Source organism: Streptomyces sp. NPDC087422, from assembly GCF_044744145.1.
GTDB lineage: Bacteria > Actinomycetota > Actinomycetes > Streptomycetales > Streptomycetaceae > Actinacidiphila.
The window spans coordinates 990184-1003111 of sequence record NZ_JBIUXT010000001.1; the positions used below are offsets into that span (position 1 = coordinate 990184).

Annotated in this window: 10 protein-coding genes; all 10 read right to left on the reverse strand. The window is 71.1% G+C overall.

Annotated features, from left to right (window positions below; genetic code table 11):
• Positions 1-51 precede the first annotated feature (51 nt).
• Entirely contained in the window at positions 52-1977 is a 1926-nt protein-coding gene (locus ACIO6U_RS04680) for a TIGR03960 family B12-binding radical SAM protein (RefSeq protein WP_355349555.1), read from the reverse strand.
• Between the two features lie 196 nt (positions 1978-2173).
• Complete coding sequence (locus tag ACIO6U_RS04685; RefSeq protein ID WP_401715514.1) at positions 2174-3745, reverse strand: CHAD domain-containing protein; 1572 nt, start codon at positions 3743-3745, stop codon at positions 2174-2176.
• 105 nt (positions 3746-3850) lie between these two features.
• Positions 3851-5050, reverse strand: a complete 1200-nt coding sequence (rodA, locus tag ACIO6U_RS04690; protein WP_355349549.1) for a rod shape-determining protein RodA — start codon at positions 5048-5050, stop codon at positions 3851-3853.
• On the reverse strand, positions 5047-7257 hold the full coding sequence (gene mrdA, locus ACIO6U_RS04695; protein ID WP_355349546.1) for a penicillin-binding protein 2: 2211 nt from the start codon (positions 7255-7257) through the stop codon (positions 5047-5049). Before mrdA ends, rodA begins: the two co-directional genes overlap by 4 nt.
• The gene (mreD, locus tag ACIO6U_RS04700) at positions 7254-7910 is read right to left on the reverse strand and encodes a rod shape-determining protein MreD (RefSeq protein WP_391047608.1); all 657 of its coding nucleotides are present in this window, start codon (positions 7908-7910) and stop codon (positions 7254-7256) included. The genes mrdA and mreD overlap by 4 nt, the downstream gene beginning before the upstream one ends.
• A gap of 6 nt (positions 7911-7916) precedes the next feature.
• Positions 7917-8903 carry a rod shape-determining protein MreC gene (gene mreC / locus ACIO6U_RS04705; protein ID WP_391160352.1) on the reverse strand — a complete coding sequence of 329 codons (987 nt, stop codon included), beginning with the start codon at positions 8901-8903 and terminating at the stop codon, positions 7917-7919.
• Positions 8904-9027: 124 nt separating this feature from the next.
• Positions 9028-10050 (reverse strand): rod shape-determining protein, encoded by a 1023-nt coding sequence (locus tag ACIO6U_RS04710; RefSeq protein WP_355349577.1) that lies wholly within the window; start codon positions 10048-10050, stop codon positions 9028-9030.
• A 264-nt stretch (positions 10051-10314) separates the two neighbouring features.
• On the reverse strand, positions 10315-10728 hold the full coding sequence (ndk, locus tag ACIO6U_RS04715) for a nucleoside-diphosphate kinase (protein ID WP_188282321.1): 414 nt from the start codon (positions 10726-10728) through the stop codon (positions 10315-10317).
• Between the two features lie 206 nt (positions 10729-10934).
• Entirely contained in the window at positions 10935-11306 is a 372-nt protein-coding gene (locus ACIO6U_RS04720) for a DUF4233 domain-containing protein (protein ID WP_401715517.1), read from the reverse strand.
• Between the two features lie 13 nt (positions 11307-11319).
• Positions 11320-12882 carry a bifunctional folylpolyglutamate synthase/dihydrofolate synthase gene (locus ACIO6U_RS04725; RefSeq protein WP_401304554.1) on the reverse strand — a complete coding sequence of 521 codons (1563 nt, stop codon included), beginning with the start codon at positions 12880-12882 and terminating at the stop codon, positions 11320-11322.
• Positions 12883-12928 lie beyond the last annotated feature (46 nt).

The following is a 12928-nucleotide window of genomic DNA, read 5'->3' on the forward strand; positions in this document are numbered from 1 at the left end:
TGCGTGCGGGGCCACGGGCCGTGTCGCGCTACCTCGCGGCGGCGCCGACCGTCACTTCACGACCGACAGCGGCAGCAGCTTCTGCCCCGTCGGGCCGACCTGGATGTGGGTGTCCATCTGCGGGCAGACACCGCAGTCGAAGCACGGCGTCCAGCGGCAGTCGTCGACCTCGGTCTCGTCCAGGGCGTCCTGCCAGTCCTCCCACAGCCAGTCCTTGTCGAGACCGGAGTCCAGGTGGTCCCAGGGCAGGACCTCCTCGGCGGTGCGCTCGCGGGTGGTGTACCAGGACAGGTCGACGCCGAAGGCGGGCAGCTCGGCCTCGGCGGCGCGCAGCCAGCGGTCGTAGCTGAAGTGCTCGCGCCAGCCGTCGAACCGGCCGCCGTCCTCGTAGACGGCCCGGATGACGGCCGATACCCGGCGGTCGCCGCGGGAGAGCAGGCCCTCGATGATGCCGGGCTTGCCGTCGTGGTAGCGGAAGCCGATGTTGCGGCCGTACTTCTTGTCGCCGCGGATCGCGTCGCGCAGCTTCTCCAGCCGGGCGTCGGTCTCCTCCACGCCGAGCTGCGGGGCCCACTGGAAGGGAGTGTGCGGCTTGGGCACGAACCCGCCGATGGAGACCGTGCAGCGGATGTCGTTCTGCCCGGTGACCTCGCGGCCCTTGGCGATGACCTTCTTCGCCATGTCGGCGATCTGGAGGACGTCCTCGTCGGTCTCGGTGGGCAGCCCGCACATGAAGTAGAGCTTCACCTGCCGCCAGCCGTTGCCGTACGCGGTGGCCACGGTACGGATCAGGTCCTCTTCCGAGACCATCTTGTTGATGACCTTGCGGATCCGCTCGGAGCCGCCCTCGGGGGCGAAGGTCAGACCGGAGCGGCGGCCGTTGCGGGTCAGCTCGTTGGCCAGGTCGATGTTGAAGGCGTCGACGCGGGTGGACGGCAGGGACAGGCCGATCTTGTCGTCCTCGTACCGGTCGGCGAGGCCCTTGGCGACCTCGGCGATCTCGGTGTGGTCGGCGGAGGACAGCGAGAGCAGGCCGACCTCCTCGAAGCCGGTGGCCTTCAGGCCCTTCTCGACCATCTCGCCGATCCCGGTGATGGACCGCTCGCGCACCGGGCGGGTGATCATGCCCGCCTGGCAGAAGCGGCAGCCGCGGGTGCAGCCGCGGAAGATCTCCACCGACATCCGCTCGTGCACGGTCTCGGCCAGCGGCACCAGCGGCTGCTTGGGGTACGGCCACTCGTCGAGGTCCATCACGGTGTGCTTGGACACCCGCCACGGCACGCCGCTGCGGTTGGGCACGACGCGGGAGATCCGGCCGTCGGCCAGATACTCCACGTCGTAGAAGCGCGGCACGTACACCCCGCCGGTCCTCGCCAGCCGCAGCAGCACCTCGTCCCGGCCGCCGGGGCGGCCCTCGGCCTTCCACGCGCGGATGACCTCGGTCATCTCCAGGACGGCCTGCTCGCCGTCGCCGATGACGGCCGCGTCGATGAAGTCGGCGATCGGCTCGGGGTTGAACGCGGCGTGGCCGCCCGCCAGCACGATCGGGTCGTCCAGCGTGCGGTCGGCCGCGAGCAGCGGGATGCCCGACAGGTCGAGCGCGGTGAGCATGTTGGTGTAGCCCAGCTCCGTGGAGAAGCTGAGGCCGAACACGTCGAAGGCGCGGACCGGGCGGTGCGCGTCGACCGTGAACTGCGGCACATCGTGCTCGCGCATCAGCGCTTCGAGGTCGGGCCACACGCTGTACGTGCGCTCGGCCAGGACGCCCTCGCGCTCGTTGAGCACCTCGTAGAGGATCATGACGCCCTGGTTGGGCAGGCCCACCTCGTACGCGTCCGGGTACATCAACACCCAGCGGACGTCGGTGCTGTCCCACTCCTTGACGGTGGAGTTCAGCTCGCCGCCGACGTACTGGATCGGCTTCTGGACGTGCGGGAGAAGTGCTTCCAGGCGCGGGAAGACCGACTCGACAGGCATCTCGGCGACTCTCATCAGACGGCTGGGACTCCCCCGGCCGGCGGCGTGGGGGCTGGGTGACCCTCAAGGGTACCCGTGTCTCGCGGCGGCCCGGTCCCGCTCATCCGTCACGGCCCCGCCGCGCCCGGGCCCCGGCCACATGCAACGCCCCCCATCGCGCCTCTGTACGGCGGCCCCGCCGCGTCCCGGCCCCGGCTCAGATGTCGCGGTCCGCCGACCGCCAGACATCCGGCAGTTCCGCCTCCACGGCCGCCGCTCTGGCCCGCTCGGCCGCGATCAGCGCCGTGTACGCCTCGGTGGGCTCCCCCGCCGCCCGTGCCTCCCGCGCGGTACGGCCGAGCGCCGCCCGGCACATCACGCTGTCCTGGTGCTCGCCGAGGAGCTGCTGGACGGACTTCATCCGGCCGGTGTGGGCGGCGGCCCGCTTGCCGAGCACCGGCTGCGCGGCCTCGCCGCAGTAGCGGGCGCGCTTGGCGGATTTGCGGGCCTCGTGCAGCGCGATGTCGCGGTCGTCGCCGGGCGGCAGCGCGAGCGCGGCCTGGATCTGCCGCCGCAGCCGCAGGTGGTCGCGGCCCACGGCGGCGGTGGCGGCCTCGTGGGCGGGCGCGGCGGCCGACACCAGGAACGGCGGCAGCACGAGCAGCGCCTCCAGGCGGTCGAGCAGCGCGAAGTAGCGGGTCCCGTTCAGCACCCGGACCAGGGCCGCGTGGGAGCGCGCGTGACTGTCGGCGGCCAGGCCCCGCAGCCGGTCGCGTACGGCCGCGGTGACCAGCGCGGGGTCGGCCTCGGCGAGCAGCCCGTCCACGCGGTCCGCGAGGACCTCGCGGTCGCGTTCGGTGCCGAGGACGGCGGCCAGCCACTTCAGCTCCGCGCCGAGCGGGTCGGTGGCACCGCGGTCCAGCTCCCTGCGGAAGCTCTTGAGGGCGCTGCGGGCCCTGCGGGTGGCGACTCGCATCCGGTGCACGGCGTCCTCCTGGTCGCGCCGCACCAGCGGGTCGAGCGCGAGGATCGCGGTGAGCTGTTCGCGCAGGTACCCGGTGGCGACCTCGCCCGCGGTGGCGGGGGTGCCGGGCGGCGCGGGCGGTTCGGCGAGCCGGTCGCCGAGCGCGCGGGCCAGTTTGGAGCGGGAGGCCGAGCGGCGCTGTCCCGCCGCCGTCAGCCGTTCCTCGACGGCGTCCAGCAGGGCGGGCGGGCCGCGCATCAGCTCGACCTCGGTCTCGGTCCAGCTCGGGCCGTCCGCCCCCGCGTCGGCACCGGTCTCGTAAGCACCGGTCTCGTCGGCACCCGCCTCGTAAGCACCCGCCTCGTACGCGCCCGCCGCGTACACGTACGCCGCGACCTCGTCGTGGGCGATCTCGGCGAGCGCGCCGCCCTCCGCGTCCAGCAGCAGGGTTCGGTGCCGGGTGGTGCGCAGCCGGACCACCGGGTTCAGCGGGCGGCCCCTGAGCAGCGCGGCGACCTCGGTGCGCAGCTCCTCGGGCGGGGCGTCGTCGGCGGCGCCCAGCGGGACACGGACCTCGGTGCGGGTGTCGGGCTCGCCGGTGGGCAGTTTCAGGTGCCAGCCCGCGTCCTCGCCCCCGGTACGGCGGCGGAGCGTGGTGCGGTGGGCGGCCAGCGCGAGGCCGGCGGTGTCGTAGTAGACGGCGTCGAGGAGGACGGGGTCCAGGCGCCGGATTCCGGCGACGGACGGCAGTCCTTCGAGGTCGGGAGGCGTCAGGGGGCGGCCGGGGCCGTCACCGGCCTCGTACTTGCGTTCGGTCTCGCGCACTCGCTGACCCATGCTCGACGGTAACCGGGCACCCCGCCCGCGAGCAATGGCGCGGCCGGCCGGGACGGGATCCGCGGACCCCTTCCGACCGGCCGGGCCCGCGCGTCACGCCGACATCGGCCGCTGCATCCGTACGGACTGCAACAGACCTATGGCCACACAGTTGGCGAACATCGATGATCCGCCGTACGACACAAAGGGCAAGGGGATACCCGCGACCGGCATGATGCCCAGCGTCATGCCGATGTTCTCGAAGGACTGGAAGGCGAACCAGGCGACGATTCCGGCGGCGACGATCGTGCCGTACAGGTCGGTGGCATTGCGGGCGATAGCGCAGGCCCGCCAAAGGATGAGGCCGATCAGCGCGATGATCAGGGCGGCGCCGAGGAAGCCCAGTTCCTCGCCCGCGACCGAGAAGACGAAGTCCGTCTGCTGCTCGGGCACGAACTGCCCGGTGGTCTGGCTGCCGTGGAACAGGCCCTTGCCGAGCAGGCCGCCGGAGCCGATGGCGATCCGCGCCTGGCTGGTGTTGTAGCCGACGCCCGCCGGGTCCAGGGCGGGGTTGGCGAAGGCCGCGAAGCGGTCGATCTGGTACTTGTCCAGGATGCCGAGCTGCCAGACGGCGAGGGCGCCGCCGATCCCGGCGGCGATCAGGCCGAACACCCAGCGGTTGGACGCGCCGGAGGAGAGCAGCACCCCGAGCACGATCGCCGCCATCACCATCACCGAGCCGAGGTCCGGCATCATCATGATGATCAGGATCGGCAGCGCGGCCAGGCCCAGCGACTGGAGCACGGTCCGGTGGTCCGGATGCTCGCGGTCGCCCGCGTCCACCCGCGCCGACAGCACCATCGCCATGCCGAGGATGATCGCGACCTTCACGAACTCCGACGGCTGGAGCGAGAAGCCGCCGCCGATCACGATCCACGAGTGCGCGCCGTTGACGGTCGAGCCGAGCGGGCTGAGCACCGCGAGGATGCCGAGGATCGCCAGCACGTAGTAGAACGGCACGATGCCGCGCATCCTGCGGTGCCCTATGACGACGACACCGATCGCGAGACCCGCGCCGATCCCGGCGTTCATCAGGTGCCGCATCAGGAAGTAGTACTGGTCGCCGTGGGTGAGATTGGTGCGGTTGCGGGTCGCGGAGTACACCAGCATCGTGCCGATGGCGGTCAGCGCGAGGGACGCGAAGAGCAGCACCCAGTCCATCCGGCGCGCTATCGAGTCGCGGGCGAAGAGCTTGCCCAGCGTGGACCGCTCGGGGGTGAAGCGGCGGATCGAGTAGCTGTTGGTGGCACTCATGACCAGGATTTCCTGCCCTGCAGCAGCTTCTCGGTGCGGGTCGGGGTGAGGGCCGCGAGCACCGGGCCCGGGTCGCCCGGCGTGCCGTGCTGCGACGGCGTCAAGGTGGTGTCGGAGGCGGGCACGACGACGCCGTCACCGGAGATCTTCGGCAGCGCGGCGACCGGCTTGGGCATGATGCCCTTGCTCGCGTCGATCTTCGGGCCGTCCTTCTCGATGCCGTACATCGCCTCGTAGATCCGGCGGACCGCGGTGCCCGAGGCGCCGGAGCCGGTACCGGCCTGCGAGATCGTCATCACGATCGTGTAGTCCTTGGTGTACGTGGTCAGCCACGAGGTCGTCTGCTTGCCGGAGACCTCGGCGGTACCGGTCTTGGCGTGCAGCGTGATCTTGTCCTGCGGCCAGCCGGCGAACTTCCAGTTGGCGGTACCGTCCGTGACGACGCCCGCGGTGGCCTTGTTGATGTACTTCAGCGTCGACTTGGAGTCGGGCAGCTTGCCCGCCACCTTCGGCTTGATCGGCGTGACGGTCTTGCCGTCCGCGCTGACCACGGCCTTCCCTATGGTCGGCTGGTACAGCGTGCCGCCGTTGGCGAGCGCCGCGTAGATCCGGGCCATCTGGATCGGCGTGACGAGCGTGTCGCCCTGGCCGATCGCGTAGTTGACGGAGTCACCGGCGCGCAGCACGTAACCGTCGGTGCAGTTCTCCCGCGCGATGGCGGTGGCCAGGTCGTTCTTCTTACTGGTCTTCTTGAGCTTGCACCAGTAGTCCTTCATCGCGTCGTAGTAGCTCTGCTTCCACTGACGGTCGGGGACGCGGCCGGTGACCTCGCCCGGCAGGTCGATGCCGGTCTTGGCGCCGAGGCCGAACTGGTGGGCGGTCTTGTAGAACCAGTCCTTGGGGTGCTTGGGGTCGGTGCCGCCGTCCTTCTGCCACTGGTCGTACGCGATGCCGTAGAACACGGTGTCGCAGGAGACCTCCAGGGCGCGGCCGAGCGAGATGTCGCCGAAGCTCTCGTTCTCGAAGTTCTTGAAGACCTGGTTGCCGATGGTCATCGACGAGGTGCAGGGGTAGCCGCCGTTGATGTCGTAACCGGCGTTGACGGCCGCCGAGGTGGACACCACCTTGAAGGTGGAGCCGGGCGCCGACTGGCCCTGCGTGGCGCGGTTGAGCAGCGGGTAGTTGGACTCGGTCTCGTTGAGCGCCTTGTAGTCCTTGGCGGAGATCCCGCCGACCCACTCGTTGGGGTCGTAGGTGGGGGCGCTGGCCATGGCGATGACCTGGCCGGTGTTGTTGTCCAGGACGACGGCCGCGCCGGAGTCGGCCTTGTAGTTCTGGTGGGTGATGCTGTCGTACGTCTTGCGCGCGTCGGCCATGGCCTGCGCGAGTTCCTTCTCGGTGAGCGCCTGGACCTTGGAGTCGATGCTGGTCACCAGGTTCGCGCCGGGCTGCGCCGGGGTGTCGCCCGCCTTGCCGATCACCCGGCCGAGGTTGTCGACCTCGTAGCGGGTCACGCCCGCCTTGCCGCGCAACTGCGCGTCGTAGACGCTCTCCAGGCCGGAGCGGCCGATCTGGTCGGAGCGCTGGAGCGGCGCCTCGGTCTTCTCCGAGGCGGTCAGCTCCGCGTCGGTGACCGGCGACAGATAGCCGAGGACCTGCGCGGTGTTCGCCTTGGAAGGACTGGGGTAGCGGCGTACGGCGGTGGGCTCGGCGGTGACGCCGGGGAAGTCCTCGCGCCGCTCCATGATCTGGAGCGCCTGCTGGGTGGTGGCCTCGTCGGTGATCGGGATCGGCTGGTACGGCGACCCGTTCCAGCACGGCTTGGGCGTCTTCGCGTCGCACAGCCGCACCTTGTCGGTGACTTCCTTGGGGGTCAGCCCGAGGACACCGGCGAGCCGGGTCAGTACGGCCAGGCCGTCGTCGCGCTGCTTGAGCAGGTCGGTACGGGAGGCGGAGACCACCAGGCGCGTCTGGTTGTCGGCGAGCGGCACACCGCGGTCGTCGAGGATCGAGCCGCGGACGGCCGGGGTGACGACCTGCTGGATGTGGTTGTTCGCGGCCTTCTGGTCGTACTCCTGGCCGTTGCGGATCTGGAGGTACCACAGGCGTCCGCCGAGGGTGAGCAGCAGGGACACCACGAGGATCTGGAGGATCACCAGGCGGATCGTGACCCGGGAGGTGCGCCCGGTCTCCGGGATGTTGCTCACCTTCTGGCCCCCCTGGGCATCGAGGCCATCGTCTTGGCCCGGCCGAACAGGCCGCGCTGCGGGCTGATCCCGGAACCGGTCCTGGTACGGGTGGGCCGGGTGCGCAGCGCGCTGCCGCCGAAGCCGCCCGTCGGGTCCTCGGTGAGCGGATCGTGGTCGAAGCGTCTGGCCAGGGCCATCACGAGCGGCACCACGAAGGGCGCGAGCAGCAGGTCGTAGACGGTCGCGGTGAACACCAGCTTGGGCAGGCCCACATGAGCGCCCGCGGTGTCGCCGACGAGGCTGCCGACGCCCGCGTACAGCAGCGTGGTGCCGACGGCCGCGCCGATCACGACGAGCATGGGTCCGGCGGCCGTGCGCAGTTGGCCGCTCTCGGGCTTGGCGAGTCCCGCCAGGTAGCCGATGACGCACAGCACGAGCGCGTAGCGGCCGACCGCGTGGTCGGCCGGTGGCGCGAGGTCGGCGAGCAGTCCCGCGCCGAAGCCGACCAGGCAGCCGCCGACGTGGCCGTAGGCGATGGCCAGGCCGAGCACGGTCAGCAGCAGCAGGTCGGGGACCGCGCCGGGCAGGTGCAGCCGGGCCAGCACGCTGACCTGGGCGACCATGGCGATCACCACGAGGACGGTGGAGAGCACGATCCGGTTGAGGCGCACGGTGTCTCAGCCCCTCTTGCCGTTGCTTGTCGTATTTTCCGTGGTGCCGGCCGTGGTGCCGGGGGTGGCGCCGCCGGTCGGGGTCGAGCCGGGCTTGGGCGTGGATGTGGGCTTCGGCTTGGGCGACGGGGTCGGCTTCGGCGGCAGCACGCTGTCGCGCGGGTCGGCACGCGGGCCCTGGACGACGACACCGACGATGTCCAGCCGGGTGAAGCCGACGAACGGCTGCACCTGGACGGTCTTGGTGAGGTTGCCGCCCGAGGGGTCGACGCCGACGACCTTGCCGACCGGCACGCCCGGCACGAACGGCTTGCCCGCCTCGGAGCCGAAGGTGACCAGCCGGTCGCCGTTGTGCACCGTGGCCTTGCCGTTGAGGAGCTGCACGCGCATCGGCTGGTTGCCCTGGCCGGTGGCGAAGCCCAGCTCCATGGAGCCCTCCATGCGGGTGCCCACGGTGAAGTCCGGGTCGTTGGCGAGCAGCACCGTGGAGGTGGAGGGGCCGACGGTGGTGACCCGGCCGACCAGGCCGTCACCGTCGATGACCGTCATGTCGCGGGTGACGCCGTCCTTGCTGCCCGCGTCGATGGTGACCGTCCAGGAGAATCCCTGCGCGGCTCCTATCGCGATGACCTGCGCGCCCTTGATGGCGTACTGCCCGGCGCCCGCGGTCTTCAGCAGCTTGTCCAGCTCCGCCGCCCGGTTACGGGTGACGTCCTTGCTGCCGAGCTGCTGCTTGAGCGCCTCGTTCTCGCGTTGCAGGCGGCTGATGGTGCTGTTGCGTCCGCCGGAGTCGCGGACCGCGTCTATGGCGTTGCCCACCGGGTCGACAACGCCTGACACGGAGTTCTCGACGGGGCCGAAGACGGACTGCGCCGCCTGCCGTGGCCGGTCGAGCGGTGAGTCCTCACCGCCCCTGATGTCCACGGTGATCAGCGCGAACGCGATCACCACCAGCAGCACCAGCAGAAGCCGGCTCTCTCGTGTGTCCCTCACGGGCGCCAGTCCGTGCCTTCCTCATCGGACCTGCCGCCGCTGTGCACCGCGGCCGGTCAGAGCTTGTGGGGCGGGTTCCCGCCGTCGCTGCGGGCGACCGGTGAGCCCGTGTGCTGCCCGTGCCTCATCTGCGTGGCGAGGAGTCGAGCACCTGCTGGAGTGCCTCGAATTCCTCGACGCACTTGCCCGCGCCCAGCGCCACGCAGTCCAGCGGCGACTCGGCGATGTGAATGGGCATTCCCGTCTCGTGCCGCAGCCGCTCGTCCAGGCCGCGCAGCAGCGCGCCGCCGCCGGCCAGCACGATCCCGCGGTCCATGATGTCGCCGGACAGCTCGGGCGGGCACTTGTCCAGGGTGGTCTTCACCGCGTCGACGATCGCGTTGACCGGCTCCTCGATGGCCTTGCGCACCTCGGCCGCGGAGATCACCACGGTCTTGGGCAGGCCGCTGACCAGGTCACGGCCGCGGATCTCGGTGTGCTCGTCGTCGTCCTTGGAGGCGAAGGCGGAGCCGATGGTGAGCTTGATCTGCTCCGCGGTCCGCTCACCGAGCAGGAGGCTGTACTCCTTCTTGATGTGCTGGATGATCGCGTTGTCCAGCTCGTCGCCCGCGACGCGGATGGACTGGGCGGTGACGATGCCGCCGAGGCTGATCACCGCGACCTCGGTGGTGCCGCCGCCGATGTCCACCACCATGTTGCCGGTGGCCTCGTGCACCGGGAGCCCGGCGCCGATCGCCGCCGCCATCGGCTCCTCGATGATGTGCACGGTACGGGCGCCGGCCTGCGTGGTCGCCTCGATGACGGCGCGTCGCTCGACTCCGGTGATGCCGGAGGGCACGCAGACGACCACCCGCGGGCGGGCCAGGTACCGCCGCTTGTGGATCTTGAGGATGAAGTAGCGCAGCATGCGCTCGGTGATCTCGAAGTCGGCGATGACGCCGTCCTTCAGGGGGCGCACCGCGACGATGTTGCCGGGGGTGCGGCCGATCATCTTCTTGGCCTCGGAACCGACCGCGAGGATGCCGCCGGTGTTGGTGTTGACGGCCACGACCGACGGCTCGTTCAGGACGATCCCGCGGCCCCTGACGTACACCAGCGTGTTGGCCGTCCCGAGGTCGACTGCCATGTCACGGCCGATGAACGACATGTTGTTCGCCATGTGGATACGTCTGGCCTTCCCGAGCTTGAGCGGAGATTCCATCGTAGTCGCGCCCGGCGGGGCACGGGGTCGGGGTTCCGACGTCATTGTCATCAGAACACACAGCGGACCTCTGTAATGGTGACGCCGTGTCGGGGTGTTTGGTTCCCGATCGCCGACGGCATATGCCCGGGGCGGCGGGATTCCCCCGGGCGCCTGGTCCGACGGGGCGTCAGCAACGGTACTCCGTACCCGAACAGCCAGGTCCCGGGATTAGGCCAGACCGGGGAAGAAGATCTTGATCTCGCGCTCGGCGGACTCCTCGGAGTCCGAGGCGTGGATCAGATTCTCCCGGACAATCGTCCCGAAGTCCCCCCGAATGGAGCCCGGCGCGGCGGCGATCGGGTCGGTCGGACCGGCCAGCGCGCGGACGCCCTCGATGACCCGCTCGCCCTCGACGACCATCGCGACCGCGGGGCCCGACGCCATGAAGTCCATCAGCGGCTCGTAGAACGGGCGGCCGACGTGCTCGGCGTAGTGCTGCTCCAGCGTGCCGCGGTCCAGGGTGCGCAGTTCGAGCGCGGCGACGGTCCAGCCCGCCTTGCGTTCGATGCGGCCGACGACCTCGCCGATCAGGCCGCGGCGGACGGTGTCCGGCTTGAGAAGGACAAGGGTGCGCTGCGACACGGGACGGCTCCTGCTGTGTGCGGTCTACGGGTTCGGTGTACGGGTTCTCTGTACGGGTGCGGCGTGCGGCCGGCGGGGTGCGGCCGCGGGGGGCGCGGCCGTATGGGCTCCGGCCGGCGGGGTGCGAAGTACGACGAGCCTACAAGGGCGGGCGGTGCCCGGCGGACACCGGGCCGGGACGGACGGGACGGACGGTGCGGCTGGGGTCACGCTTCCTGGGTCCGCGCACGGTCTTGTGCCCGCGCCTCGGCCTGCGCCGCGTGCCGGGCCTTCAGGACGTCCACCTTGCGCCCGTAGTGGATCGCCGCCCACCACAGACCGGCGAAGATCACGCCGAGGAAGAACATCGTGCCGACCCAGTACCCGCTGACCACCAGCGCGGCCTGGAGCACCCAGCCGACGGTCAGCGCGCCCGGCCGGGTGAGCATCCCGCACAGCAGCACGCACAGCGCCATGGCGATCCCGCACACCGTCCAGACGGTGCCCATCGACAGGTCGGGATGTTTCATCGCGACCAGACCGGCGAAGCCGATGACGAAGAACTCGCCGATCAGCGTGCTCGCGCACAGCGTCCGCATCGTCCCGCCCCCTTCACTTGCGGCCCAGCAGCAGCCGGGCCTCTCCCACGGTGATGACGGAACCGGTGACCAGCACTCCGGCCCCGGAGAACTCGCCCTCGTCCTCGGCGAGCGTGATCGCCGCCTCCAGCGCGTCGTCCAGCCTCGGCTCGACCTGCACCCGGTCGTCCCCGAACACCTCGACGGCCAGCGCCGCCAATTCGTCCACGTCCATCGCGCGGTGCGTCGAGTTACGGGTGACGACGACCTCGGAGAAGACCGGCTCGAACGCCTCCAGCAGCCCGCGTACGTCCTTGTCGCCGCTCGGCCCGACCACACCGACCAGGTGGGTGAAGCCGAACGCCTCACCGACCGCCGCCGCCGCGGCGGCGGCGCCCGCCGGATTGTGCGCCGCGTCCAGGACCACGGTGGGGCTGCGGCGCACCACCTCCAGGCGGCCGGGCGAGGTGACCGAGGCGAACGCGGCCCGCACGGTGTCCATGTCGAGGGTGCGCGACTGGGTGCTGCCGATGCCGAAGAACGCCTCGACGGCGGCCAGCGCGACCGCCGCGTTGTGCGCCTGGTGCTCGCCGTGCAGCGGCAGGAAGACCTGTTCGTACTCGCCGCCCAGGCCGCGCAGCGTCAGCAGTTGCCCGCCGACGGCGACCTCGCGGTGCACGACGCCGAACTCCATGCCCTCGCGGGCGACCGTCGCGTCCGCCTCCACGGCCCGCTTGAGCAGCGTCTGCGCCGCGTCGGCGGGCTGCTGGGCCAGGACGGCGGTGGCGTTCTTCTTGATGATGCCGCTCTTCTCCACCGCGATCTCGCCGGGCGTGGAGCCCAGCCGGTCGGTGTGGTCGAGCGCGATCGGGGTGACCACGGCGACCTGGCCGTCCACCACGTTGGTGGCGTCCCAGCCGCCGCCCATGCCGACCTCGACCACCGCGACGTCGACCGGCGCGTCCGCGAAGGCCGCGTACGCCATCCCGGTGAGCACCTCGAAGAACGACAGCCGGTGCGGCTGCGCGTCGTCCACCATGCCGACGAAGGGCTGGATGTCGCGGTAGGTCTCGATGAACCGCTCGGCGGAGATCGGCGCGCCGTCCAGGCTGATCCGCTCGGTGACGGACTGCACGTGCGGGCTGGTGTAGCGGCCGGTGCGCAGGTCGAAGGAGAGCAGCAGCCGCTCGATCATCCGGGCGGTGCTGGTCTTGCCGTTGGTGCCGGTGATGTGGATCGCCGGGTAGGCGCGCTGCGGGTCGCCGAGGACGTCCATCAGCGCCGTGATCCGGTCGAGCGAGGGCTCCAGCTTCGTCTCGGGCCAGCGGCCGAGCAGCTCCTCCTCGACCGTGCGCAGCTCCCGGTCGACGGCGGGGTCCGCGGGCCGCGCCGGTACGTCGTCCTCGGCCGCGACCGGGCTCACACCGGCCCGCAGCGTCCGGCTGCCCGCCTCGATGACGGCCAGGTCGGCCTCGCGGAGGGTACCGTCGGCCGCCCCGTCCGCGTCCTCGACGTCGTCGTCCACGTCGTAGGCCGTGTCCTGGATTTCGTACGCGTCGTCTTCGGGGCCGTCGCCGTTGTGCGGGTGCTCGCTCACAGCGCCCAGTCTACGGAGCCCGCGAGCGGAAACGGCCACGGGCCCG

Bases quoted from the DNA above. Each gene is read 5' to 3' on its own strand.
- ACIO6U_RS04680 (WP_355349555.1), bottom strand. From the start codon at position 1,977: ATGCCTGTCGAGTCGGTCTTCCCGCGCCTGGAAGCACTTCTCCCGCAC.
- rodA (WP_355349549.1), bottom strand. From the start codon at position 5,050: ATGAGTGCCACCAACAGCTACTCGATCCGCCGCTTCACCCCCGAGCGG.
- ACIO6U_RS04720 (WP_401715517.1), bottom strand. From the start codon at position 11,306: ATGCGGACGCTGTGCGCGAGCACGCTGATCGGCGAGTTCTTCGTCATC.
- ACIO6U_RS04710 (WP_355349577.1), bottom strand. From the start codon at position 10,050: ATGTCGTTCATCGGCCGTGACATGGCAGTCGACCTCGGGACGGCCAAC.